This is a genomic window from Pyrococcus yayanosii CH1 (assembly GCF_000215995.1).
Lineage (GTDB): Archaea > Methanobacteriota_B > Thermococci > Thermococcales > Thermococcaceae > Pyrococcus > Pyrococcus yayanosii.
The window spans coordinates 901,404-924,790 of the sequence record NC_015680.1; the positions used below are offsets into that span (position 1 = coordinate 901,404).

Below are 23,387 nucleotides of genomic sequence, written 5' to 3' on the forward strand. Positions count from 1 at the left end.
ATCACCTCGGCTCGGCCCTCTTTATCATCATGACCATAATGAACGACAGGGAGGGGAATGCGAAGAGTAAGATGACGGCAAGTGCCGGTATCGTTATTACGAGGGCCTTCGCCATGAGGGATGCCGCAAGTATCGCCACAACCATGAGGGTCGGCATTACAACCGTCAGGAACATATATATGAACGCGAGACCGTTCACCTTCTGGACATACTCCATGAGCTTAATGCGATACTCAAAAGAAAAATCCTCAGCCATCTTGTAGAGTACATCGGCAAGGTTGCCGCCAAACTTTATCGCCCTAAGCATCTGCTTCACAACCCTACTGACACTCTCCGACCCCATGCGCTCCTCGAACCTTGTTATCGCATCTTCAAAGCTCGCCCCACCATGCATGTCCCTAATCATGAGCTCGAATTCCTCTGAGATGGCTCCATAATCAGCGTTCGCAACTGACAGAAGGGCTTCCGCAATGCCCACGCCTGCGTTCAATAGCGCGGCCATGTGCCTAAGAACATAGGGCAGAGCTCTTTCAACTTCTTCAACTCTCCTCCTCCACACTATCTTTGGGTAGTACCTCATGTACATGAAACCACCAATGAATCCGAGGAGTCCAAGGAGGATAGAAAGGTCTATTGGCATGTAGAGGAGAAAGCCAACCAGAAATCCAAATATTGCCGCAAATATAGCAACGCCAAGCATAAGGGCAACGTATCTTTCCCTGGACATCCTCATATTAGCCCTGTAAAGATCAACATCAAGACCCTTGATTGATTTGCTGAGCGATTCGACAGGCCCCCTGAAGTACTTGAGCATTGCATCAGCAAACCTCTCCGAAAACGGACGCTGAAGCTCTTTCTCGCGCCACTCAATCGTCTCTTCAAGGATTTCCTCCTCTTTCTTTTCTCTCTCCTTTTGGATTTCCTCCTGCATTTTCTTTAGGAGCTGGAGCCTTTCGGCTATTGGCATACTGCGGGGTATCCTCCTGATTGGCTTCTCTGCAACTTCAATTGTCTTGCCCCCGAGCTTCTCTAGGAAATTCGTTATCTTTTTCTTAATAGCCATTTACTCTCCCTCACACGAATTCTTGAACCCTTCTGCTCATCTCTATTGTGGATTCCCTTTGAATCTTCTTCAGGAACTCCTCCTCGTCCACGTAAAACTCCCTTATGTTAGCACCTACCTGGTCTATGCCTCTTATGCCCCTCTCTATCATCCACTCTAGAATGAGCTTTCTCTTCTCTATCTCGATTTTCAGCTCCTCGACGCTCATGCCCGTGTGATATGATAACGTATTAAGAAATCTGCTCGGAACGCCCGTCGACACGAGCTCATCCTTGGCGGGGTCGTATTTATAGAGCTTGTTCAACTGAACGCTCTCCCCCTCTATTCCAGAAACCTCAGCTATCTCCGTTATCCTTCTTATCGTTCCCTTCTTACGACTGTGATAGCGGACCTGCATAATAATTATGTCGAGTGCCGGGATCATAATCCTGGGAACGTTCATCGGTGGGCTCTCAAGACGAACTATGGTCTCCCTAGCGCTGTTGGCGTGTATGGTGCCCATACAGTTGGAAACTATAAACCCACCGAACTTCCCGGCTATGTAGGTGTGATTATCCGCAACTGTCAGGTCGTACACATAATCATCCACGTTAATCTCCTCTATCTCCACGACCAAATCCCAGTAGACATCCGCATCGGCGAGGAGTTCGAGTTCCGAGCGCTGTAAAATCTTTGCCAACTCCTTAACGCGTCTGCGTGAGGGTGAGCAGACGTTCCGCTCATAGGCCTCTATAGTGCTTCCACTAAGTCCGAGCAGGGAAGCAAGCTCTTCCTGAGTCAGTCCAGCAGATCTTCTTATCTCCCTGATAAGCTCACCGATGTTTGGTATAACGTCAAGGGACTCACCGGCTTTCTGAGAGAGTGCTATGTAGTCGCCAACCCTCAGCTTCTCGGCGTTTATCTCAACTATTCCGTTTTTGATTATGTAAACGGGGTGGTCCGGAGTTAAAGTTATCTCCTTGCCTGTCTTGGTTCTGATACGCAGCATCCTGCCCCTGTATCTCCTGCGCCATACCCTCGTCACTGGCTTATCCTCAATCTTGAAGGTCTCCTTGTTGAAGCTCTTGACGAGAATCCCCCTCTCGGATACGTCCACCCACTCAAAGTCCCCTTCTCTGTGGATCTCTCCATCCTGGAAGAACTCCTCAGCCAGCCTCCCTATCTCAATTACTCCGCCGTCAGAGAGCTGTATTGGCTCGTCCCCGAGTAAGGCACCATCATGACCGGTATTCATCGCCGTGAACATAGTTCTCGCTTCAGGCCCGCGAACCTCACCAACGATAATCCTGTCGGGACGCATACGCAGGGTGTTCTTAACAAGGTCATCCATAGTTATTTCTCCCTTCCCCTCGACGTTTGGCGGTCTCGTCTCGAGCCTTACCCAGTGCTCTATAGGCAACTGAAGCTCCGCAGTATCCTCTATGCTTATGACGCGCTCGCTCGGGGGTATGAACATTGCAATGGAGTTGAGAGTAGTGGTTTTACCGGAACCGGTTCCACCGGCCACGAGGATGTTGGCCGGCTTAACGCCGAGACCATCAACGAGGAGCCAGAGAAACGCTGCGACCTCCGGGTTAAGCGTGCCATACTTTATCAGGTCTATTATCGTCAGCGGATCCTTTTTGAACTTACGGATAGTTAGCGTCGGTCCGTCAAGGCTTATCGGAGGTATGGTGGCGTTTACACGGCTACCATCGGGGAGGCGGGCATCAAGAAGCGGACTTTGTTGGTCTATCCTCCTGCCAACCTCCCTCGCTATGCGCTCTATTATGTTGAGGATTTCCCTATCATTTTCGAAGACGATGTTGGTCTTGCACATGCTGAAGCGGCGATGCCACACGTAGACAGGCCTGTTCGTTCCAATAACCATAATCTCCTCAAGGTTATCATCCCTAACGAGGGGATCAAGCTTGCCGTAGCCAATCATGCTTTGAACGACGAGTTCCGAAAGAAGCTCGACCCTACCCTCCGACAGGGTTGGTGCCATTTCCTTGACCATCTTCCTAACTTCTCGGAGAAAGACCCTCCTACGTTCCTCGAGGTTCGGTATGCTCTCCGGATCTATCTGAATTTCCACTATAGCCCTGTCCCTGACCATTTTAAGCAACCTTTCCTCCTCCTTGCTCAATTCTGGCATTTTAATTTCATATATTGGAATTGGTTCCCCTTTGACCTTCAGTATCCTCACGTTGCCGTAAACATCGAGAACCTTAATCTCCCCAGAATAAACGGAGGGTTTTCTCGCTCTCGTCCCAAGGATGTCTTGAATACCCATATCTACAAGAGCAGGCTGCTCTCTCACTTTCTTGGGCTCCTCGCTCGGCTTCTTCAGTATGTCTTCAAGCTTCGGACCTCCGCCCCCTTTCAAGAAGGCCAGGGGAGATGGAGTATCTTCCCTGGGTGCACTCTCCTTGGTGAGGAGTGCCCCAAGGGAGAGATCTGGAAGGGATGCTTTATCCTTCTCTGCTGGCTTCTCTTTCGGCCTCTCACCCTTACCAAGTATGGCCTCAAGGGAGAGATTATCTCCACTAAGTATCTCATCAATCCAGGACGTTGACTTTTTCTTTTTCTCCTTCTTTTCCACACTCCATCACCGTCCCTTAATCTCCAATCTCCCACCTGAATCTGTAAGAAATCTCGAATTCAAGCTTTCTACATCCTATGTTCATATCTGCACCAAGCCACACTATCCAAATAGGGAAGTCAATGGGCTCCATCTCGCCTCCTTGAATTAACGTGGCCTTTATCTTGCCTAGGGTGATTAGGGAATCTGTGAGCTCGTAGAGGACAAGGTCAGGGGTCACGTTGAGGGAGACGCCCTCCTTCATAGGTTCAATTCCAAGGTATTCGGGGAGGAAATCATTAACGTACTCCCTATATGTCATCGTGTAATTGGGCGTGAAGGCATAGTGCTCCGCATCCTTAAAGAGGACAGGGGGTGCAATGGCAAAAAGTGTTCTGAAGTTTCCGTATTGTCCGGGAACATTTTCAACCCTAAACCCTACCGTCCCCCAGTAATTAAGGATCTTTATGCTGGGATCCCGAATTGGAAAGAGTATCGTTGGATCAATGAACTTCGGGGTGTTAAGCAACTGGGGGTATATAACATCGCAGAAGGGTCCATTTCCAAGGTCATCTTTCGTATTGACGTGGCCTGTGACATTTCCATTTTCAAGGGTTACCTCAGTTATTTTATACTCACCACATAGACTGACGTAATCCTTGAGGTCTATCACAAGGGGGTTCGACTCTATAATCCTGAACTCAACGACCACAACCTCGTGTGGATGTATCCAGAAACCAATGTAGTAGTTCAATGTGTTTGCCCAGGAATTGCCAAGAGAATAGTACACCGTGTCACCAACCAAGAAAGACTTATAGCTTTCGTTGCCAGGATATCCCCTGTGAACGACGAAATCGTAGCGAGGATTCACAAGGACGAACTTAGGGAAGGGGCCCGTGTTTACAAGGGTAACGTTAAGGGTCAGGTAAAGCTCTGAGTGGAGACCTATGTTATTATAATCGGGGTGACTGGGGAGGTTATACGTCCCACCGAGCACGGGAGACGTCGTAAAAGCTACTAAAAATGTTAGGAAGAGAGCAATAACCGGCCTCACCCCTGTCACCCCACGATTTTCGCTATCACTATCGAGCCCCTATAATTGAGGATGTCGGGAACGAACTCCTTGGGAACCTCGACCACCACTAGGACGAGGGTGTTAGGTGGTAACGCAAGGAAGCCGGACTCTTCTTCGAGATCAAGGACTCTCCACCCGTAGTTCTTTAGTTGCTCCCTGACTTCCTCCGGAGTCTTTATCTTACCGGCCGCTATCGCCTTAAGTATTTCGGAGAGGTCAACCGTGTAGGAATAGGAAGCGGTCACACTCTCGCTACTGACTTGGCTAGTGGAATGCTGCTCCTGCTTCTGCTGGCTTATCGTGAGGGTATTGTCACCCGGGGTGTAGGAGGTGCTAGAGGTGTCGGTCGTTGAGGTTGTGGCAGAGCTCGATATCGAGGTGCTCTGACTCTGAGATTCGGAAACCGAGATCATCCCCGCATCCGTTGAGAGAAGTGGCAAGACGACGTAACCCTCTGGAGCTATCTCTACGAATTTTGTTCCGTTCATAGCGTATATCTTTATCTTATCTCCAGGTTGGAGGAACCCACCAACGACGTTGTCGCGCGTGAGGAGAAGGGCAATTTGAACATATTCAACTTTCTCAACTTCATAGGAGAGAAGCTCCGCGAGGTCGTTTATCTTGCTTATCTCCACCTTCGCCTCCTGCTTAGTGTATATCCGCATTTCTTGGCCCTTCTTGAGGATTACCTTCTGGGTGGGAATTGTATCAATGCGATAGTAGTAGTACTGCTTCCACAGATTCAGGAGGTAGGGCGTCGGGTCTATCGAGAGCACGGCTTCCTTGCTTTGGGCTTCATCGATCTTCTGGATGATTTCATCCATGGTCTTTACCACTTCACTCTTGAGTTCATCGGGAAGCGGCATGGCAAGAAGGGGTTCAAATGCCATCGTCACGTTGGCTTTCACCTGCTCCTTGAGCAGTTCAAGCTCCCTTTGAGCCCTCAGGGCCTCCTCTCTGCGCCTTTCTTCTTCTATTTCTCTAAGCCTTTGCTCGTATGTAGCCTTTACATCTATCTGATTGAGCTCCTCAATACTTTTGGCAGCCATAATCTTATTTATTATGTTGGTACTTGACAGTATCATTAGCGAGCTCCCCCGTAAAGTATTTATTTACCTCAGCTATTTTGGCTTGTTTAGCTAATTCCAGTTCTCTCGCGGCCTTGTTTTGAAGGTAGACATAAACGGCAAGCACAGCAACTATGATTATTATGCTTATAATCGTCGCCCCTATAATTATCCTCTTCCGCCTCTCCCTTTCTCGCAGGGTACCTATCCTAGAAATCCTCCTCCTAGGAGGTTTCGGTGCCGCAGGAACGGGAGGCTGCTCCTCCGTCTCTCCAATAGTTCTTCCAAGCTCTCTTAAACGTCTAATCTTGGACTCTATATCCTCAGCCACGTTCGACACCACCGTCATAATTATCTAACTTAAACGCGAGATCAGTAATTGGAAGTCCTGCCATAATCTTGGACTCACCATATTTATTTAACTTTCGCCTTTCGCTAACACGGTTCGGAGGGATTAGCATTGGAGAGATTAACAGCCCGCGTCGTGGAAATTCGTGGCAGATGTCCGGTATTTAAGGTTGGGGACAGAATAGTTATAGAGGGACCAGAGGTAAAACTTGACGAAACGGATGCCCTCTGCACCCATGCCTTTGCATCCCTACTACCATATATAGTCGCCCTTCGAAAGGGTATTAAGCCGAGGGAACTTGGCCTAGGAAAGGGAGACAAGGCCTACATCCAGTGTCTTGATCCGGGACCACCCTATACGGATGGGGGAACAGTAATCTTCGAGATAGCGGTGGTGGAGAATGAAGCAGAAAAAAGCGTGGGCGATAGTGAAGGAAGTTATTGAAGAAGCCGACATAGTCGTCGAGGTAGTGGACGCCAGAGACCCAATAGGAACGAGGAATAGGAAGCTTGAAAGGATGGTCCTGGAGAGTGGGAAGAGGCTTCTCATAGTTATGAATAAAGCTGACCTCGTGCCCAAGGAATGGGCCGAAGAGTACAAGCGGAGGAGCGAGTTGCCCGTGGTATTCATCTCGGCGAGAGAGAGGAAGGGAACGGGGATATTGCGGAGAGAGCTCAAGAAGCTCGCGAGGGAGATTGGGAAAGAGAAAGTTAAGGTCGCCCTTATAGGCTATCCCAACGTGGGCAAGAGCACCATAATCAACGTCCTCAAGGGAAAGCACGCCGTGGGGACGGCCCCCATTCCTGGGTACACGAAGGGAAAGCAATTGATAAGGCTAACAAGAAGGCTGTGGCTCCTGGACACTCCAGGCGTCGTCCCCATAGATGACTTCGACGAGTTAGTGATTAAAGGTGGCTTTCCCGCCGATAAAATAGAGGAACCGGTAAAGCCGGCCTTGAAGCTAATCTCCCGCATACTCGAGACAAGGAAGGAAGCGATAACCGAGAAGTTCGGCATCAAAGAGTTCGAGAGCGAGGAGGAAATTCTCAGAAAGATAGGGGAGAGAAGAGGTCTCATCAAGGCCGGTGGCGAGGTTGACTTAGAGGAAACCGCTCGCTGGTTCCTCCGTGAGTGGCAGACCGGCCGCTTCACACTCTTTAGCACGGATGAGAGAAAAGAAGAGGAATACGTCGAAGACTTCGACGACATCCTAAATCGAATTGCGGAACTGGAGCTCACGGAACCAAGGGTAATCCTCTGGAAGTTCGGAAGGGAGCTTGAGGAGAAACTGGGACCCAAGAAAAGGTTTGGAGCTGTGAATGTCGGCAACTTCATGGTGGCCATAGCCACAGGCTTTAAGAAGTGCCCCAATGCCCTCAAATTCGTCGAGAGGATTACCGGGAAGTACGTTATTGCGGCTGAATGCTTCGGGAAGAAGTGGAAGGGGATAGTGGCAGTTCTGGAGTGATGGATATGAGGCTCCTCCTGACGACGGCTCAGGGAATAGAAGACGTTGCGAGTAGAGAAGTCGAACGGATCCTTGCGGAGGTGGGAATTGAGGGAAAGATTAGGAAGAGACCCCTTGGAGTCGAGGGAAGGTTAGAGCTTGAGGTTGGCGAGGCTTACTACACCGATGAGAAAGGCAGGAAAAGGCCTCTGAGCGTTGCAACTCTCCTGAACGAGCGGTCTAGAACCCTCCACAGGGTAATGCTTGAGGTTGGGATGGGGGAAGTTGGAGGGCTGGAAGATATAGAGACCCTCGTTCAAAAGCTACCTGTTGAGAAGTACGTGAAGGCAACGGAGAGCTTCGCCGTGAGGGCGGAGAGGCTTGGGGAGCATGACTTCACGAGCATTGACGTGGCAAGGGTTGTAGGGAAGGTAATAGTCGAGAAGACCAAGGCCCTCGTGAACCTCGACCATCCCGCGGTCATATTTAGGGCCGAACTTGTCGGCCGATCCTTCTTCCTTGGCGTCGACACAACGGGCGACCACTCGCTCCACAGGAGGCCCTGGAGAGTCTATGACCACCCGGCCCACCTCAAGGCAAGCATAGCCAATGCACTGATTGAGCTTGCCGAGCCTGACGGCGGACCCTTCATAGACCCCTTTTGCGGTAGCGGAACCATTCCAATCGAGCTCGCCTTGAGGGGATATACCGGTGAAATAATCTGCCTTGAGAAGTTCAAAAAGCACCTTCTTGGAGCAAAGATGAACGCAATCTCGGCTGGGATTATTGACCGGATAAACTTTATCCTCGGCGATGCAACGAAGCTGAGCGAATACGTTAAGAGCGTTGACTTTGCCGTTAGCAATCTTCCCTACGGGCTAAAAATCGGGCGGAGGAGCGCGATTCCAAAGCTTTACATGGACTTTTTTGCGGAGCTCGCCAAAGTCCTCGAGAAGAGAGGCGTTTTCATAACCACCGAAAAGGGGGCGATAGAGAAAGCAATAGGGGAGAACGGGTTTAGAATTATTCACCACCGCCTCATCGGCCACGGTGGGCTGATGGTTCACACCTATGTGATCGAGTAAAACTTTTAAGCAAATTTTTCCTACTTTGTTTGGTGGTTATATGAAGGAAAAGGCAATCATTTTTGGCCTCACCGTTCTAGTGGTGCTTCTCGCCGGGGGTATATACTACACTTTCAACCACTACAGCTTCAACTACGAGTGGAAGACCAACCTTGAGGACTACAGAACATACAGGCTCATCGGGAACTCGACGCTGAACGGCTACGTGAAGGCTAATGGCGAGATAAGCGTCTATATACTCACGAAGGAGGACTTTAAGAGGCTCAAGGAGGGCGAGTCCTTCAGCTATTACAGGGCCTGGGAGCACGTGAAAGATGTAGAGTTCAAGAACGTCAGAATTCCAGATGGAGATTACCTCCTCGTCATCAAGAACGACAAGAAGGGAATGCAGTGGATTTCGGTGAAGCTGGTCAATAAGAAGTAAAAAATTAGCAGAGGATTGAGCCCTCAGCCAGAACGTCGAACTCGACCTTTCCAATGCCCTCTATCCAAGCTTCAACCCTGTCTCCATGCCTTAAAGGGCCAACACCTGCAGGAGTCCCTGTGGCTATTATGTCTCCCGGTTCGAGCGTCATAATGCTTGAGATGTATTCTATGAGCTCCGGAATTTTGAAGACCATTTGACTCGTTCTCCCAAGCTGCCTGACCTCTCCGTTAACCTTTAGGCCAATCTCAAGGTCGCTGGGGTCAAGCTCCCGCCTGTCCACGACACGAGGACCGATTGGGGCGAAGGTGTCGAAGCCCTTGGCGATGGTCCAGGGAAGACCCTTCCTCTTAGCCTCAGCCTGAAGGTCTCTCGCTGTGATGTCGAGCATTATAGTGTAACCGAGGACGAATTCCATTGCCCTCTTGGCTGGAACGTTCTTAGCGCGCTTGCCGATTATCACAGCGAGCTCGACCTCATGGTCAACGCGTTTACTGATCCGAGGAAGGATTATCGTGGAGTTTGGCCCTATTAGCGCCGAGGGAGGTTTTAGGAAAAAGACTGGCTTTTCTGGAATGTCGCTTCCCATTTCCCTCGCGTGCTCGGCGTAGTTCTTTGCCAGTGCTATTATCTTCGTCGGCCGAACCTCATAGTAACCGTCGCGGAAGGGAAGTCGTATCATCGTGAAAACCTCACAACTCGTAGTACTCAGGTCTTCTGTCCTTGAATATGTCGTTAAGCTCGTTTAGCCTCTTGTTCCTCGCAAGACTCAGGTCTATCTCCGCGACACCGACCTCCTCCTTATCCTCGCTACCTTGAACCAAAACCTCTGCCCTCGGGGAAGCTATGGTGCTGAGGCCTATAAACCTTAGACCGCGCTCCTCACCTATGCGGTCGGCGGTAATCGTGTAGACGCGGTTCTCGAGGGCCCTAATAGGCATGGCCCTAGGTGCATAGGGCATGACTAAGTTGGCGGGATGGGCTATTATATCGGCCCCCTTCAGTGCGAGCGTTCTTGCAGACTCTGGGAAGAACCAGTCGAAACATATCATCACACCCAGCTTGACGGAGCCGAGGTCGAAGACGCGAAAGCCAAGATTTCCAGGCTCAAAGAAAAGCCTTTCCCTGTAGAAGAGATGCACTTTGCGATACTTTCCGATATAACCTTCTGGGCCGACCACGACGGCCGAATTATATAATCTGTCCCTATCCTTCTCGGCTGTTCCGGCCACTATGAATATGTCCAGCTCCTCGGCAAGCTCCATAAGGAAGTCCGTTGTCTTCCCATTGGGAATTGGCTGTGCTATGGCATAAACTTCATCCCCACTCTCAAAGTTGTAGCCTGTGTCGAAAAGTTCTGGAAGGACAACGAGTTTAGCCCCCTCTTTCGCCGCTTCCCTCACCAATCTCTCCGCCTTCGAGTAATTCTTTTCAGGTTCGAGGAGCACCGGTTCCATCTGGACGAAGGCGACCTTCATATCATCACCGGACGTTCGTGGTGAGGTTCCTCTTAATAAAGTTTTTGAAGTCCAAGAGTAGGTAGTGGGGGCACGATAACATTGCAAGATTGAAAATTGTCTCTGGCCTTTGCCCAACGTTCCATTAAGGCCAACTTGTTCTTTTTTTATTCTAAGGAAGGGGAGCCTCTCTAAAAAGGCCTACGTCTGATGGAAGGAATCGGGGGTGGGAAAAGCTTAAAAAGACCCCTCTTAAGCCTACTCTGGAGCCCAGGAGGTGACGCTCATGAAGAGGAGACCAAGGAAGTGGAAGAAGAAAGGTAGGATGAGGTGGAAGTGGATAAAGAAAAGGATAAGGCGCCTCAAGAGGCAGAGGAAGAAGGAGAGGGGCCTTATCTGAGCCCCTCCTTCGGTGATTTTATGGATTTTTCCGACCTCGTCCTTGAGTTTGAAACCTCTCGCGGAAGGCTTCTTCTTCTTGCCGATCCCCACCTTGGATTTGAAATCACTAGAGGCATCAACATCAGGACGAAGTTTGAGGTTAAGCTGGCAGAGTTTATATCCGAGAGATCACCCGATATCGTTGTAATCCTTGGGGACGTCAAGGACGAGCTCGGCCTTGGCCCCTTCACTCGACGAGTTCTCGAAGAGTTCTTTGCCCTCCTAGGGGATTTTGATGTTATCATAACAAAGGGCAACCACGACGGACGGATTGAAAATGTGGCTGAAAAATTCGAGAATATTGAGGTTGTTAATTACGTTTTGATCGACGGAGCTCTCTTCATTCACGGTCATCAAACCCTCCCGGAAGTGGAGTTTGAGATGGCATATCTCGGTCATATCCATCCGGCGGTCCTAATAGGCTGGAGAGGTGTTAAAAAGAAAGTTAAGTGCTTTTTTAAAATTGGAAATTTCTTGATAATTCCAACGGTGAACCCCTTCTTTGAGGGAATGGACGTTCGAGAGGGAATAAAGAGAGTGCCCTTCTTGAGGGAGGCCGTAGAGGGGGAGGCATTTCTGCCACCGGGAATTTATCTCGGCAAACTATCTATATAGACTATATTGGATTAATAGCTCACAATATTCTATTTCGGCAATGTATTTATAGCAAACCCTACCACCGGCGACTTGGTGAGAAAATGTTATGGGACCCATGGCTCCTGATAACTATAGCCATTGGTCTCTTCATGGCCTGGGCCATAGGTGCCAATGATGCGGCCAACTCCATGAGTACAGCCGTAGGAGCGGGGGCTATTACGCCAAGACAGGCGGTTATCATCGCAGGCGTTCTTGAGTTCACGGGAGCATACTTCTTCGGAAAGACCGTCACCGAAACTATCAGAAAGGGTATAATAGATCCCTCGAAAATAAACGACCCCAACGTCCTGATATATGGGTCCGTGGCCGCCCTCCTTGGTGCCACGCTCTGGCTTTTGATAGCCACCCACTACGGCCTCCCGGTCTCGACAACGCATTCAATAATCGGAGGGATAGTTGGGTACGGAATCGTCTACGCAGGTCTATCCGTGGTTAACTGGAGTAAGATGGTGCAGGTAATCCTCAGCTGGATACTCTCTCCGATAGCCGGTGCCATCATGGCCTTCATAGTTTTCAAGGCCGTTACAAAGACCGTCCTCCAGAGCAAGGATCCGATAAAAAGCGCCAAGCAGTGGTCTCCATTCTGGATAGGGCTGGCCTTCGTCGTCATAGGGACGATGTTCTACATCAAGGTTCTCCATGGAAAGTCCCTCCCGGCGGGCATCCTAAAGTACGGCATACCTGCTGGCATCCTCGCGTTTCTCGTGAGCTTTGCCCTTCTCCAGATCAGGTTCCCCAAGGTTAATCCCTACCTCGGGGCCGAGGCGATATTCCGCAGGGTCCAGGTTATAACGTCCGGGTACGTGGCCCTTGCCCATGGAGCCAACGACGTCGCCAACGCCGTGGGTCCCGTTGCTGCGGTCTATACGATAGCGACGATGGGTCTGGCAGGAGCAAAAGTGCCCGTTCCCAAATGGATACTTGCCCTCGGCGGCCTAGGCATAGCCCTCGGCGTGCTAACCTACGGATATAAGGTTATGGAGACCGTTGGTAAGAAGATAACAGAACTCACGAACACCAGGGGATTCAGCATAGACTTCTCAGCGGCGACTGTAGTCCTCGTCGCAAGCTGGCTTGGCATGCCAATATCAACTACTCACACCGTAGTTGGAGCCGTCATAGGCGTCGGGCTAGCTAGGGGCATAAAGGCCATAAACAAGGACATCGTGAGGGATATAATAATCTCTTGGTTCGTCACGGTGCCCGTCGCCGCCATAATATCCGCCGTAATATTCAAAGCCCTCATGCTCGTGGGGTGATGACATGCAGGTGTGGACGAAGCTCTTCGCCAAGAGTCCCTTCAAGCCCCTCATAAAGCACGCTGAGGTCGTTGTGCAGGCCGTGGAGACCCTTGAGAAGGCCCTTGAGAGCTGGAGCAAGGGGGACTACGAGGCGATGAGACGCTACGCGGTTGAAGTTGACAGGCTGGAGGACATTGCCGATACCATAAAGAAGGAGCTCAGGGACAGCATCACTTCAAAGCTTCTGATGCCCGTTCAGAGGAGCGACATCCTAGAGTACCTCCACATGCAGGACAAGATAGCCGACGCCGCCGAGGATACTGCCAAGTGGCTTCTTGTGAAGACTAATCCAAACGTTCCGGAGGATATTAGGGACCTCATACTGAAGATGGGGAAAGAGAGCATAAAGGCTGCCAAGCTCGTTTTCGAGGCTATAAGGCAAATGGACATCGTAGTTGAAAGTGGCTTCTCAGAGAGGGAGATAGAGAGGGAGTACGAGCTCATCAGGGAAATCGAGGACGTGGAGAACAAAATAGACGGGCTTGATACAAAGCTCATGAGGCTAGTTTTCGAGAATGAAGATAGGCTGAGCTGGGGCGATGGCCTTTACATACTCAACATAGCCAGAACACTCAGTAACATTTCGGACAAGGCAAAGGACGCCGCGGAAAGAATAAGGATAATGATGAACAAGTGATACGCTCTTCTTTTTCTTCAAATTGCTATCATAGTCGAGGTCATCTGTATCTCGGGCATCTTCCTTATCTTCTCCGTTATGAACTGGTCGAGGTCCTTCAGTGTATCCGTCTCAACCTTCACTATGAGGTCATACTCACCGTAAACGACGTAGGCCTCCTTAACCTCGGGCATCGCGAGAAGCTTCTCCATGATTTCTCTTTCCTTACCGGCGGCCGTAACCATCAGTATAAATGCCGTCACCATCGGCTATCACCAAAATGAATTTACCCTCAGCTAGTATTTAAAGGTTATCTCCTCCTCCTTTGCCGAAACCGACACGCTAATAAGCTACCATCCAGATGGAAACGCGGTGGTCAAAATGGTCATCATGGTTTACAACACGCTCACCAAGAGGAAGGAAGAGTTCAAACCCCTAAGAAAAGGCGAGGTCAGGATGTACGTCTGCGGCCCGACTGTTTACGACTATCCTCATCTTGGCCACGCGAGAACTTACATAGCCTTCGACGTTATAAGGCGCTATTTAGAGCACAGGGGTTACACGGTTCTCATGGTCATGAACTTCACCGACATAGACGACAAGATAATCAAGAGAGCTCAGGAGACGGGCGAAGATCCGAAGGAGCTTGCCGAGAAGTTCATCAGGGTCTTCCTCGAAGACATGGCCGCCCTCAAGGTTAAGCCAGCCGACGTCTACCCCAGGGTAACGGAGCACGTCAACGATATCATAGCCTTCATAGAGAGACTCGAGGAGAAGGGCTACGCCTACGAGGGGAGCGACGGTGTTTACTTTGAGGTTTCTAAGTTTAAAGAATACGGAAAGCTCAGCGGAATAAAGGTTGAAGAGCTCAAGAAAGGTGCGAGGGTTGAGCCCGGCGAGGGTAAGAAGAACCCTGAAGACTTCGCCCTCTGGAAGAAGGCTAAGCCGGGAGAGCCAAAATGGGAAAGCCCCTGGGGCGAGGGAAGGCCGGGCTGGCACATCGAGTGCTCAGCTATGAGTAGTAAATACCTTGGCGAGAGCTTCGACATTCACGGCGGCGGCAATGATTTAATCTTCCCGCACCACGAGAACGAGATAGCCCAAAGCGAGGCCTGCTTCGGGCACGAGTGGGTCCGCTACTGGCTACACACGGGCTTCGTGATGGTCAAGGGCGAGAAGATGAGTAAGAGCCTCGGAAACTTCGTGACGGTGAGAGAGCTTCTCCAGCGGTATTCTCCCGAAGTCATCCGCTTCTTCGTCCTTCAGAAGCACTACCGCTCGCCGCTTGACTACACCGAGGAGGGCCTGATGCACGCGAAAAACAATCTTGAGCGTTTATACAACACGCTTGAGAATATAAGGGTTGCAATGGAGAGGGTGGAGCTGGCTTATACCTGGGGCGAGGAGGAGTTCGAGCTCTACGAGGTGATTAAGGAGGGAAGAAGAAAATTCTATGAGGCTATGGACGACGATTTCAACACCGCTGAAGCCCTTAAGGCCGTCTTTGAGGTTTCCAACGCCGTGAACAGGTACCTCACAAAGGTAGAGAGGCCAAAGGAGAGCGTCCTAAGGAAGGCCTGGGAGTTCTTCAAGGCTGTAAGCGAGGTCTTCGGTCTCTTTGAGGACTACTTCAAGGAGCAGAAGACCGGAAACGAGGAGGCCCTTATAAAGCTGCTCGTGGATGTCAGAGCCCAGCTGAGGAAGGAGAAGCGCTATGACCTTGCCGATAAGATCAGGGAAGAGCTCAGAAAGCTTGGCATTCAGCTGGAGGACACTCCCCAGGGCACGGTGTGGAAGAGGATTAGAGTTTAATCCTCCGGCCCGTGAATGTATGAAAAGTTCATCGTCAAGAGCGTGTCCACAAATCCGCTCCTGATGTTTTCAATTATCTTGGGGAGTAGCCTTCTGAGTTCTTCCCCCTCAATGGGCCTTTTATCACTCAGCCTTTTTATGCGGCCGTCCCTCCTGTCGAGCACGATGATCTCATCATTTCCCAAGTACAGAGGGAGATAGTTCATCCGAAAGCCATAGAACTTCTCGGCAAACTCCATCCTCGCTCTTAGGAGGCTGAGGTACTCCAAGAGCTCTTTTTCGTCCATGAGGACCCTCCCTTACCCTCCACCCTCCAGTATTTAAGACTTCCGCTCAGAGGACGCCCAAGTATTTGTGAACCTGGAAGCTCAGGCTGACGTTCTTCCTCCCCATTATCAGGGCAGCTTCACGGTAAAGGGCCATGAGCTTTGTCATGGGAATGTCCATTGGCTCCCTCGGCTGGATGGCAAGGGGAGCAAGGCCCTTCAGGAGCGAGGCGTACCAGCGAATGTTCTCAACCTTGGTATCCTTCGTTACTACGAGCTTCGCGTAGACCTCGGCTCCCGCCTCCTTTAATATCCTTATGCTCTCAACCTCCCTGAGAACGAGGGAGCGCCAGTTCTCCGTAGCCTTAGCGGTCTCGTCCTTTATATCAACACTCGCATAGTCCGTTAGGGGAGCGATCTCCTTGATGAGCCCCGGAAGGCCCCCGTGGGTTTCTAAAAAGTTGTCGAAGCCGAGCTCCCTCATTTTCTCCATTATAGCCTGAAGCCCCCTGACCTGGAGCGTCGGCTCGCCACCCGTGTAGCTTATCGAGTGAATGTCCTCAGTGTCGAGGCGAAGAATTGCATCTACGACCTCATCCAGCCTGGCCGGATTTGGTCTGTACTCGAAGCGGCCCGTGAAAGGCTCAACTTCATAGCGCCAGTGAAGGACGCTGGAGGCATTTATAAACTCTCTGGAATCGCAATAATTACAATCAAGGTCGCAGCCTGCGAAGCGGATGAATATCTGCCTTCTCCCAAAGGCGCTTCCCGGGACGCTACCTCCCTCACCCTGCCAGCTGTTGAAGACCTCTGCCAGAACGAGCCTCATCTTATCACCTCAGAACTCAAGCTCGACGGCGTTCTCGTCCCCTTCCCAAAGAATTACGCGCTTCAGCTTCACGTGGCTTGGGAGTCTGTCTCTTATCCGCCCCGCTATCCGGAGGGCAATATTTTCAACTGTGGGATTGTCGAGAAGGTTGTTAAGGTTCCTGTGGTCGAGCTCCCTTACAACACCCTCAACTATCTTCCTGAGCTTTAAGAAGTCTATAACATAGTCCCTCCTTAACGGCCCCTCAACGGTTACTTCGAGCGTGAAGGTGTGGCCGTGAACTTCTTCCCAAGCGTCTCCTATTTTTACCGCGTGGGCCGCCTCAAACTTAAAACGGGAGGTAACCCTAATCTTCATTCGAGGCCACCACGAAAAGTAAGATGGGGGAGGTAATAAGTCTACCTGATTTTGGCCCCAAGCTTTACCTCCCTGTCGGGCATAAGGAGGGCCACGTTCTCGCCGTCATCTGCCGCTAAAAGCATTCCCTGACTTTCAACACCGCGGAGCTTCTTGGGCTCGAGGTTTGCGACCACGACAACGTAGCGGTTGAGAAGTTCCTCGGGCTTGTAATACTTCTTCAGCCCGGCGACAAGCGTCCTAACTTCGCCCCCAAGATCCACCTTGATCACATATAACCTGTCGGCGTTCGGATGGTCCTTGACTTCGATTATCTTTCCAACGCGGAGGTCAAGCTTCGCGAAGTCCTCGAACTTGACGCGCTCCATTTCCTCACCCCCCTTTTTCTTCCCCTTCTTGGCCTTTTTCTCGAGTTCTTCACCGTAGATACTCTTAAGTATTGCCACAGCCTCCTCCCTGCGCTTCTCGCCAAAGCGCTCAAGAATTATCCTAACGACGTCATCCATCTTGTAGTATTTATCGAGGAGGAGCTTCGCGCTCTCGGGGTTTCCGCGTGCAACGTAGTTCACAATGAAATACACAATTTCATCGTCGGTGACCTTCCTGAAGAGTATCTCAGCCTTCCTGACCCTGTGACCGGCCGGAAGCTCCCTGAACTGCCAGCGCTTGAGCTCCTCGAGGTTGAGCAGGTGCCATATCTTCTCGCTCGCATCCGGCAGGAAGGGCTCGAGGAGTATTCCTAGGGCCTTGACTATCTGCAGGGAGACGTTGACAGTCGTCGCCGTCCTAATCCTGTCCTCCTTCGCGGTCTTCCACGGCTTCTGGTGGTCGAAGTAGCGGTTTCCGAAGGATGCAAGGGCCATAACCCTCTTGAGGGCGTCCTTGAATCTGTACTGGCTTATTAGCTCACCAACCTCCTTGAATGCCCTTTCAATCTCCTCGAAGGCCTGTTTATCAAGGTCGTCCAGCTCACCCCTTTCCGGGACTATTCCGTTGAAATAGCGGTTCACAAAGGTTAACGCCCTGTGGACAAAGTTTCCAAGGTTGTTAACGAGCTCTTCATTGATTTTCGCCTTAAAGTCGGCGAAGCTGAAGTCGCTATCTCTAGTCTCGGGCATTATTGCGGTGAGGTAGTAGCGGAGGTAGTCTGACGGAAACACGTCGAGGAACTCGTGAACCCAGATGGCCCAGTTCCTGCTCGTCGAGAACTTTTTGCCCTCGAGGTTGAGATATTCGTTAGCCGGAATGTCGTAGGGCAGGTTCCACTCAGCCTCGACGTCCCTATCCTTGTACTTGCCGTAGGCCATCAGGAAGGCCGGCCAGAATATGGCGTGGAATGGAATGTTGTCCTTGCCTATGAAGTGAATTACCTTAGTTTGACCGTCGATGTTGAGCCAGTATTTCTTCCAACCGTCCGGCTCTCCCTTCCTCTTGAAGTACTCCATCGTTATCGAGATATAGCCTATGGGAGCCTCAAACCAGACGTAGAGGACCTTGCCCTTTACGTCCTCTTCATCGAGTGGAACAGGAATGCCCCAGTCGAGGTCGCGCGTCATTGCCCTCTCTTCAAGACCTTCCTCAATCCAGCCGAGGACGGTGTTCCTCACGTTCGGCTTCCAATGCTCCTGCCGCTTCACCCACTCTTTGAGCCTCTCCGCGAAGTCCTCCATCTTGATGTAGTAGTGGGCGGAATCCTTGAAGGTTATCGGGTTGCCGCAGAGGTTACAGCGCGGGTTTATGAGTATCTCCGGCGTGAGTGGCCTTCCACAGATCTCACACTGGTCGCCACGCTGGTTCTCCGCCCCACAGTAGGGGCATGTTCCGATGACGTACCTGTCGGGCAGGAACATCTTGTCATGCTCGCAGTAGGCTTGCTTTGTGACCTTCTTGACGAGATGGCCGTTTTTGAGAGCCCTTAGGAAGAACTCCTGGCTTAGTCTGTAGTGAACAGGAAGTTCAGTTCTTCCAAAGAAGTCAAAGCTTATCTTCGCCCTCTCGAACGTCGTCTTTATGTGCTCGTGAAACTCATCAACGATTTCTCTTGGGCTCCTACCCTCCTTCAGGGCCCTGAAGGTTATCGGCGTTCCATGCTCATCGGTTCCGCATATAAAGACCACTTCCTCGCCCCTCAGCCTCAGATAACGAACGAAGATGTCCGCGGGGAGGTAAGCACCGGCGAGATGACCGGCGTGAATTGGCCCATTGGCATAGGGAAGCGCGGAGGTCACCATGTACCTGACCATTTTACCACCTCCTGCCCGTTGTTGTGAAAGGTGCAAAATTTAAACATTACGGTAGGTTATTACGACAGGTAGACGTTATGTCTCATTTTGTATATCAATCGCCAGCTCCACCCAGTTTTCCCTTCCCTTCTTGTAAATCTTGACGAGACCCCTCTGCTCTAGTCTTCTAAACATCCTCCAAGCGGAGGTCTTAGGTATATCAAGAGCCTTCCTAACATCGGCCTGGCTAGCTCCCCCGCCAACCTCCATCAGGTACTTTATGGCCCTTATCTCATCGTCATTTAGGTTGTATTCCCGCATCAAGCGGGAAAGAAAGTCTTCGGGAGGTTTCTCCTCAACCTTCTTCGGCCTCCTCCAGAATCTCAAGGCCACCAAAAGGGCAATAATAACCGCACCGATGAGGAAGTACGTATAGAAACGCCTCCTTTCGGGGATTATGTCCTCGAACACGTAGGAAATGCTCTGATTTCCTGGTGGCATCTCTATTGTGTTCCCGGAAAGGGATATTGGGATATCACTCAGGCCCACGATCACCGTGCCCTCCGGAAGCACCACCGTGAAAGTCTGATTGATGGAAACTTTAAGGGTCCATACGACACCCTCCTTCATCGTGAGGTCGGGCGTGTAATAACTCACGAGAATCTCATCCGCATCTTCTGGGTAAACCACGAGGACATCCCCACGAATCTCATAGACGAGCGGCTCCCCATTTTCATCAGTTACCTCTATTCCCTCAACATTTTTCCCAAGCAACGGGATTTCAACCTGGAAGGCGTACTCCTCCGGGATTATCCTCATCGAGACCTCAACGACACCATCCCTGTAAACCTTAAGCTGGAGATCGATTGGGATATACTGGGCAGATGCGAGGGGCAGGAGAAGCATGAGAAAGAGCAAAAAAATCCAGGTCCTCATTCCGAGCCCCCCCCAGCCATCGATATGAAGCGACCCACGTAATTCAGGGCCCTAAGAGCGTTGACCATGTAAAGGAGGGCCTCCCTCTCCCTACCCATGGAGAGGCTTAAGGAGGCCACTTCGATGTTCTTCTCCGCGAATGTCAATGCTTCCATGGGTCTTGAAACATCAATTCCACTTCTCGACATATCCTCAAGGATACCCCTATACTGGTTGGCCTTAACTTGGAGCCTACCGAGAAAAGACCTCGGATTCTCGGAGGCCTGCCTGAAGACGTAGGCTGCCTGAAGCCTGCTGGCCTCAGCCTGGAGTTTGAGGAGGAGTGGTGAGCTCTCATCTATGAGCTGAAGAGCCTCCAACCACTTGCCTTCTTCCACGAGCCTCTTTACTCTTTCCCTTAAGGCCCTAACCTCCTCCACCTCATGCCGAATTTCATTGACCTCAATGCCAACGTCCTCAGCACTTAGGGCGGTCAGCTCGGCGTACTTCAGGAGAAACCCACTCTTATTCAGGAAATCCTCGACTACGTGCCTCGCGTTCCTCTGCCTGAAGGTGAGAAACATAGATATTAGAGCACTTTCAAGCATCCTTTTCTCACTTTCCGCTTTCTCCAACGTTTTTTTAGCAGCCTGAACGTTCTCGACTCTTAGCTCATTCCTTGCCTGCAGGTATAGGGAAAGGGTGTTCAGATAAGCTTCTCTAAGCGCGGAGGTGTTGTAACCCCTCTTTTCTAGGTAAGTTAAGGTTAAGTTAACGTAACTCAGGTATTTCAGCCCCCTGTTTATCTCCCCGGCAAGGTCCATTTGGCTCTCGTCCCTAACCTCAACCTGCCGAAGGGAACTCTCAACGGCTCTGAGACCCATCACCGAGAGATTTTTGGCCTCTAGATACTTTCCGGCATCCAGCATATCTGTTGCCCTATCCCTAAGCTCCTCCGCGGCCTTCACGTTTCCATCAACATCGAACATCTTGGCAACGCTTATCGCCCTCTCAAGAACCTTAAGAAGAGCTTCCGCACTCTCCCTTTCATCCGCATAGACTACGGTCGCGGAAAGAATCATTGCCACGATTAACAGAGCAGCGCTTTTACTTCTCATTCACGCTCCCACTTGAACTTTACCTAATTCATTCATAGGGTTTGCGGTGAGGTGCCAATGTTTTTAACCTAAGCACCGAGCTCCCCTCATGCGGAGATACGCTATCGTTCTCGGTAAAAACCCGGAGCTCAGCATCGCAGAGCTCAGAGCATTCTCCAAAAGGTTCAGGTTAGGGATTAGGATACTTGAGGAGCATCTCTCAGGCCCAAATACGAGCTGGGTTCTCATCAAGGCAAAGGAAGAGATAGAAAGATATTTCAGATGGCTCGGAGGCTCTCTGAAGCTTGTCTGGATTATCGGGAATGGGGAGGATGCGATAGAACATCTCGAATATGCAAGGCTCTTTACCCTCAGCCTTTACGGGAACAACGACTGGCGGGTGTGGAGGAAGCTTGGGTCAAAAGTCAAGGAAATCCTCAAGAGGAAAGACAGAACGAAGTTCTTTAAACCTGCCAACGTTTACGCCATGCCCGGCGAGCTCCTGCTAAAGGGCTTTCCAGAGACCAAGGACTTCGTATTCTTCTTCAGGGACGGTGATATCCTCGTGGGAGAGACCGTTAGGATAACGGATCCCTTCGAACTCAAGAAACTTGACGTTGAAAGGCCGGTTGTGAGGCCCATCCTTTCGATACCACCAAGGCTTGCAAGGATAATGGTCAACCTCGCCGAGGTCAGGAGGGGGAATGTCCTCGATCCATTCTGCGGCATCGGAACAATCCTTCAAGAGCTCATCCTCCAGGGCCTGAACGCCTACGGAAGCGATAGGAATCCGGAAAGAATAAGGGAAGCCCGGAGAAATCTCGAGTGGCTTAGAAGAGAGTTCCGCGTCAGGAAGGTTGCCCAGCTTGAGATCTGCGACGTCAGAAGGCTTAGAAAGTGCTTCAGGACTCGCTTCGATGCTATAGTCACGGAGCCCTACATGGGCAAGCCCCTACGCCGAACGTCCACGAAGGAAGAGGCCGTGAAGATGGCAAGGGAGCTCGACCGCCTCTACTACGGGGCCTTCGAAAGCTTTGCGGACGTCCTGAAGAGGAACGCTCGCGTAGTTTTCGTCTTTCCAGCCTACAGGCTCGAGGGGGGTGGCATGTACAGGAGAAACCGCCCATGGCTTGAAGAGCTGGGCTTCGAGGTTCTCGAAAGGCATCTCGACTTCGAGGAGAGGCACAGGCTCATAAGGGACATCCACGTGATGAAGTTCAAAGGGTAGCAAAATTTATAAAGGCCCTTGCTCGTTAGGGAATTGGCACGAGCCGGGATAGCCTAGCCTGGTGGGGCGGGGGACTCGTAATCCCCAGGTCCCGGGTTCAAATCCCGGTCCCGGCTCCACAACTTTTCCGACATGTTTAAAAGCCTAGAATCCGCCACCCTTCTGGGTGAGAGTATGGCGGTTAAGCGATTACCGGGAAAAGTGAGAAGGGCCCTTCGGGCGAGATACTATGATATCGAGCCGCGAGCCTGGATAGGGAAGAGGGGGCTTGAGGAGAGCGTCATAAAGGAGATAGAAACTCAACTCGCGAGAACCGGCGTCCTTAAGGTTGAGATAAGAAAGGGCGCCCTCATCGCGACCAAGATGACGAGAAAACAGATAGCAGAGAAGGTCGCCGAGCTCACGGACAGCGAGCTCCTCGAGGTCAGGGGCAAAAGGTTTATATTGTTCCGCCCGAGAGAGGGGTGGGAAAGGTATTTAAAGAGACTCCAGCTTAAGGAGCAGGCAAAGAGGAGGGCTCAGGAGGAGCCCGTACGCAAGATTAAGCTCGATATCCTCGAATTCCGGAAGAAGTTCAAGAAGGGGAGGGGTTGAAGAATGGCGACGGTTTATGATGTTCCCGGTGACCTGCTCGTCGAAAGGGTTGCCCAGAAGCTCAAGGAGATACCAGAAATAAAGCCTCCTGAGTGGGCTCCGTTCGTAAAGACCGGGAGGCATAAGGAGAGGCTTCCGGAGCAGGAGGACTGGTGGTACTACAGGGTCGCTTCCATACTCAGGAGGGTCTATGTGGATGGCCCCGTTGGCATCGAGAGACTTAGGACTTACTACGGTGGTAGGAAGAATCGTGGTCATGCACCGGAGCGCTTCTACAAGGCCGGTGGAAGTATAATAAGGAAGGCCCTTCAGCAACTCGAGGCTGCAGGTTTCGTGGAGAAGGTTCCTGGTAAGGGGAGGGTTGTAACGCCCAAGGGCAGGAGCTTTCTCGACAAGATAGCTACCGAGCTCAAGAAGGAGCTTGAAGAGATAATTCCCGAGCTCAAGAAGTACTGAGCTTCCCTTTTCTCTTCACCCTTGGCCTCCACAAAAATTTTATACCTTCCAGTGGATGCTCTCAGG

Annotated in this window: 25 protein-coding genes and 1 tRNA gene; 12 read left to right on the forward strand and 14 right to left on the reverse strand. The window is 51.1% G+C overall.

Features of this window, described 5'->3' with window-relative positions; all coding sequences use genetic code 11:
* Window position 1: 1 nt before the first annotated feature.
* The 5 genes from PYCH_RS05020 to PYCH_RS10320 are packed head-to-tail and all read right to left on the reverse strand — an operon-like array spanning window position 2 to window position 6,099.
* Complete coding sequence (locus PYCH_RS05020) at window positions 2-1,063, reverse strand: type II secretion system F family protein (protein ID WP_013905770.1); 1,062 nt, start codon at window positions 1,061-1,063, stop codon at window positions 2-4.
* Between the two features lie 10 nt (window positions 1,064-1,073).
* Window positions 1,074-3,647, reverse strand: coding sequence for an ATPase, T2SS/T4P/T4SS family (locus tag PYCH_RS05025; RefSeq protein WP_013905771.1), 2,574 nt, complete (start codon window positions 3,645-3,647; stop codon window positions 1,074-1,076).
* Between the two features lie 16 nt (window positions 3,648-3,663).
* Window positions 3,664-4,680 carry a hypothetical protein gene (locus PYCH_RS05030; protein WP_013905772.1) on the reverse strand — a complete coding sequence of 339 codons (1,017 nt, stop codon included), beginning with the start codon at window positions 4,678-4,680 and terminating at the stop codon, window positions 3,664-3,666.
* Between the two features lie 5 nt (window positions 4,681-4,685).
* A complete protein-coding gene (locus tag PYCH_RS05035; RefSeq protein ID WP_308700740.1) occupies window positions 4,686-5,786 on the reverse strand; it encodes a DUF515 domain-containing protein in 1,101 nt (366 codons plus the stop codon).
* Entirely contained in the window at window positions 5,755-6,099 is a 345-nt protein-coding gene (locus PYCH_RS10320) for a DUF515 domain-containing protein (protein WP_308700741.1), read from the reverse strand. Before PYCH_RS10320 ends, PYCH_RS05035 begins: the two co-directional genes overlap by 32 nt.
* Window positions 6,100-6,228: 129 nt before the next feature.
* On the opposite strand from PYCH_RS10320, the gene PYCH_RS05040 reads away from it, so the two are divergent.
* The 4 genes from PYCH_RS05040 to PYCH_RS05055 are packed head-to-tail and all read left to right on the forward strand — an operon-like array spanning window position 6,229 to window position 9,073.
* The gene (locus PYCH_RS05040) at window positions 6,229-6,561 is read left to right on the forward strand and encodes a TIGR04076 family protein (protein WP_013905773.1); all 333 of its coding nucleotides are present in this window, start codon (window positions 6,229-6,231) and stop codon (window positions 6,559-6,561) included.
* Complete coding sequence (locus tag PYCH_RS05045; protein WP_013905774.1) at window positions 6,518-7,585, forward strand: GTPase; 1,068 nt, start codon at window positions 6,518-6,520, stop codon at window positions 7,583-7,585. Before PYCH_RS05040 ends, PYCH_RS05045 begins: the two co-directional genes overlap by 44 nt.
* A gap of 5 nt (window positions 7,586-7,590) precedes the next feature.
* The gene (gene trm14, locus PYCH_RS05050; protein WP_013905775.1) at window positions 7,591-8,649 is read left to right on the forward strand and encodes a tRNA (guanine(6)-N2)-methyltransferase; all 1,059 of its coding nucleotides are present in this window, start codon (window positions 7,591-7,593) and stop codon (window positions 8,647-8,649) included.
* Between the two features lie 40 nt (window positions 8,650-8,689).
* A complete protein-coding gene (locus PYCH_RS05055) occupies window positions 8,690-9,073 on the forward strand; it encodes a hypothetical protein (RefSeq protein WP_013905776.1) in 384 nt (127 codons plus the stop codon).
* Window positions 9,074-9,077: 4 nt separating this feature from the next.
* Here PYCH_RS05055 and PYCH_RS05060 read toward each other — a convergent pair whose 3' ends face one another.
* Complete coding sequence (locus PYCH_RS05060) at window positions 9,078-9,755, reverse strand: fumarylacetoacetate hydrolase family protein (protein ID WP_013905777.1); 678 nt, start codon at window positions 9,753-9,755, stop codon at window positions 9,078-9,080.
* 10 nt (window positions 9,756-9,765) lie between these two features.
* Window positions 9,766-10,551: a nitrilase gene (locus PYCH_RS05065; RefSeq protein ID WP_013905778.1), complete on the reverse strand. Its 786-nt coding sequence runs from the start codon at window positions 10,549-10,551 to the stop codon at window positions 9,766-9,768.
* 399 nt (window positions 10,552-10,950) lie between these two features.
* Between PYCH_RS05065 and PYCH_RS05075 the strand changes: the two genes are divergently transcribed.
* From PYCH_RS05075 to PYCH_RS05085, 3 genes are all read left to right on the forward strand, one after another.
* Entirely contained in the window at window positions 10,951-11,586 is a 636-nt protein-coding gene (locus PYCH_RS05075) for a metallophosphoesterase (RefSeq protein ID WP_013905779.1), read from the forward strand.
* Between the two features lie 83 nt (window positions 11,587-11,669).
* Window positions 11,670-12,887 (forward strand): inorganic phosphate transporter, encoded by a 1,218-nt coding sequence (locus tag PYCH_RS05080; protein ID WP_013905780.1) that lies wholly within the window; start codon window positions 11,670-11,672, stop codon window positions 12,885-12,887.
* 4 nt (window positions 12,888-12,891) lie between these two features.
* Window positions 12,892-13,566, forward strand: a complete 675-nt coding sequence (locus PYCH_RS05085; RefSeq protein ID WP_013905781.1) for a TIGR00153 family protein — start codon at window positions 12,892-12,894, stop codon at window positions 13,564-13,566.
* Window positions 13,567-13,583: 17 nt separating this feature from the next.
* Here PYCH_RS05085 and PYCH_RS05090 read toward each other — a convergent pair whose 3' ends face one another.
* Window positions 13,584-13,811: an Lrp/AsnC family transcriptional regulator gene (locus tag PYCH_RS05090; RefSeq protein ID WP_013905782.1), complete on the reverse strand. Its 228-nt coding sequence runs from the start codon at window positions 13,809-13,811 to the stop codon at window positions 13,584-13,586.
* 115 nt (window positions 13,812-13,926) lie between these two features.
* On the opposite strand from PYCH_RS05090, the gene cysS reads away from it, so the two are divergent.
* Window positions 13,927-15,357, forward strand: coding sequence for a cysteine--tRNA ligase (gene cysS / locus PYCH_RS05095; protein ID WP_013905783.1), 1,431 nt, complete (start codon window positions 13,927-13,929; stop codon window positions 15,355-15,357).
* Here the strand turns inward: cysS and PYCH_RS05100 are convergent.
* From PYCH_RS05100 to PYCH_RS05125, 6 genes are all read right to left on the reverse strand, one after another.
* Entirely contained in the window at window positions 15,354-15,644 is a 291-nt protein-coding gene (locus PYCH_RS05100; protein ID WP_013905784.1) for a hypothetical protein, read from the reverse strand. The genes cysS and PYCH_RS05100 overlap by 4 nt on opposite strands.
* A 46-nt stretch (window positions 15,645-15,690) precedes the next feature.
* A complete protein-coding gene (locus tag PYCH_RS05105) occupies window positions 15,691-16,452 on the reverse strand; it encodes a 7-carboxy-7-deazaguanine synthase QueE (RefSeq protein ID WP_013905785.1) in 762 nt (253 codons plus the stop codon).
* 9 nt (window positions 16,453-16,461) lie between these two features.
* Window positions 16,462-16,809, reverse strand: coding sequence for a 6-pyruvoyl trahydropterin synthase family protein (locus PYCH_RS05110; RefSeq protein ID WP_013905786.1), 348 nt, complete (start codon window positions 16,807-16,809; stop codon window positions 16,462-16,464).
* 41 nt (window positions 16,810-16,850) lie between these two features.
* Window positions 16,851-19,052, reverse strand: coding sequence for a methionine--tRNA ligase (gene metG, locus PYCH_RS05115; protein ID WP_013905787.1), 2,202 nt, complete (start codon window positions 19,050-19,052; stop codon window positions 16,851-16,853).
* A gap of 75 nt (window positions 19,053-19,127) precedes the next feature.
* A complete protein-coding gene (locus tag PYCH_RS05120; RefSeq protein ID WP_013905788.1) occupies window positions 19,128-19,967 on the reverse strand; it encodes a helix-turn-helix transcriptional regulator in 840 nt (279 codons plus the stop codon).
* On the reverse strand, window positions 19,964-21,064 hold the full coding sequence (locus PYCH_RS05125) for a hypothetical protein (protein WP_013905789.1): 1,101 nt from the start codon (window positions 21,062-21,064) through the stop codon (window positions 19,964-19,966). Before PYCH_RS05125 ends, PYCH_RS05120 begins: the two co-directional genes overlap by 4 nt.
* 88 nt (window positions 21,065-21,152) lie before the next feature.
* On the opposite strand from PYCH_RS05125, the gene PYCH_RS05130 reads away from it, so the two are divergent.
* The 4 genes from PYCH_RS05130 to PYCH_RS05145 all read left to right on the forward strand — a co-directional run bounded on the left by PYCH_RS05130 (window position 21,153) and on the right by PYCH_RS05145 (window position 23,321).
* Window positions 21,153-22,271: a TRM11 family SAM-dependent methyltransferase gene (locus PYCH_RS05130; RefSeq protein ID WP_013905790.1), complete on the forward strand. Its 1,119-nt coding sequence runs from the start codon at window positions 21,153-21,155 to the stop codon at window positions 22,269-22,271.
* A 42-nt stretch (window positions 22,272-22,313) separates the two neighbouring features.
* A tRNA-Thr gene (locus PYCH_RS05135) sits at window positions 22,314-22,390 on the forward strand.
* 55 nt (window positions 22,391-22,445) lie between these two features.
* Window positions 22,446-22,865: a YhbY family RNA-binding protein gene (locus tag PYCH_RS05140; RefSeq protein WP_013905791.1), complete on the forward strand. Its 420-nt coding sequence runs from the start codon at window positions 22,446-22,448 to the stop codon at window positions 22,863-22,865.
* A gap of 3 nt (window positions 22,866-22,868) precedes the next feature.
* Complete coding sequence (locus tag PYCH_RS05145; protein WP_013905792.1) at window positions 22,869-23,321, forward strand: 30S ribosomal protein S19e; 453 nt, start codon at window positions 22,869-22,871, stop codon at window positions 23,319-23,321.
* The last annotated feature ends 66 nt before the right edge of the window (window positions 23,322-23,387 follow it).

Excerpts from the sequence above, each read along its gene's own strand:
- PYCH_RS05130 (WP_013905790.1), top strand. The coding sequence starts at position 21,153 with ATGCGGAGATACGCTATCGTTCTCGGTAAAAACCCGGAGCTCAGCATC.
- PYCH_RS05145 (WP_013905792.1), top strand. The coding sequence starts at position 22,869 with ATGGCGACGGTTTATGATGTTCCCGGTGACCTGCTCGTCGAAAGGGTT.
- PYCH_RS05120 (WP_013905788.1), bottom strand. The coding sequence starts at position 19,967 with ATGAGGACCTGGATTTTTTTGCTCTTTCTCATGCTTCTCCTGCCCCTC.
- PYCH_RS05055 (WP_013905776.1), top strand. The coding sequence starts at position 8,690 with ATGAAGGAAAAGGCAATCATTTTTGGCCTCACCGTTCTAGTGGTGCTT.
- cysS (WP_013905783.1), top strand. The coding sequence starts at position 13,927 with ATGGTCATCATGGTTTACAACACGCTCACCAAGAGGAAGGAAGAGTTC.
- PYCH_RS05090 (WP_013905782.1), bottom strand. The coding sequence starts at position 13,811 with ATGGTGACGGCATTTATACTGATGGTTACGGCCGCCGGTAAGGAAAGA.
- PYCH_RS05075 (WP_013905779.1), top strand. The coding sequence starts at position 10,951 with ATGGATTTTTCCGACCTCGTCCTTGAGTTTGAAACCTCTCGCGGAAGG.
- PYCH_RS05105 (WP_013905785.1), bottom strand. The coding sequence starts at position 16,452 with ATGAGGCTCGTTCTGGCAGAGGTCTTCAACAGCTGGCAGGGTGAGGGA.
- PYCH_RS05080 (WP_013905780.1), top strand. The coding sequence starts at position 11,670 with ATGTTATGGGACCCATGGCTCCTGATAACTATAGCCATTGGTCTCTTC.
- PYCH_RS05020 (WP_013905770.1), bottom strand. The coding sequence starts at position 1,063 with ATGGCTATTAAGAAAAAGATAACGAATTTCCTAGAGAAGCTCGGGGGC.
- PYCH_RS05110 (WP_013905786.1), bottom strand. The coding sequence starts at position 16,809 with ATGAAGATTAGGGTTACCTCCCGTTTTAAGTTTGAGGCGGCCCACGCG.
- PYCH_RS05085 (WP_013905781.1), top strand. The coding sequence starts at position 12,892 with ATGCAGGTGTGGACGAAGCTCTTCGCCAAGAGTCCCTTCAAGCCCCTC.
- PYCH_RS05140 (WP_013905791.1), top strand. The coding sequence starts at position 22,446 with ATGGCGGTTAAGCGATTACCGGGAAAAGTGAGAAGGGCCCTTCGGGCG.
- PYCH_RS05125 (WP_013905789.1), bottom strand. The coding sequence starts at position 21,064 with ATGAGAAGTAAAAGCGCTGCTCTGTTAATCGTGGCAATGATTCTTTCC.
- PYCH_RS05100 (WP_013905784.1), bottom strand. The coding sequence starts at position 15,644 with ATGGACGAAAAAGAGCTCTTGGAGTACCTCAGCCTCCTAAGAGCGAGG.
- metG (WP_013905787.1), bottom strand. The coding sequence starts at position 19,052 with ATGGTCAGGTACATGGTGACCTCCGCGCTTCCCTATGCCAATGGGCCA.
- PYCH_RS05045 (WP_013905774.1), top strand. The coding sequence starts at position 6,518 with ATGAAGCAGAAAAAAGCGTGGGCGATAGTGAAGGAAGTTATTGAAGAA.
- PYCH_RS05060 (WP_013905777.1), bottom strand. The coding sequence starts at position 9,755 with ATGATACGACTTCCCTTCCGCGACGGTTACTATGAGGTTCGGCCGACG.
- trm14 (WP_013905775.1), top strand. The coding sequence starts at position 7,591 with ATGAGGCTCCTCCTGACGACGGCTCAGGGAATAGAAGACGTTGCGAGT.
- PYCH_RS05065 (WP_013905778.1), bottom strand. The coding sequence starts at position 10,551 with ATGAAGGTCGCCTTCGTCCAGATGGAACCGGTGCTCCTCGAACCTGAA.
- PYCH_RS05035 (WP_308700740.1), bottom strand. The coding sequence starts at position 5,786 with ATGATACTGTCAAGTACCAACATAATAAATAAGATTATGGCTGCCAAA.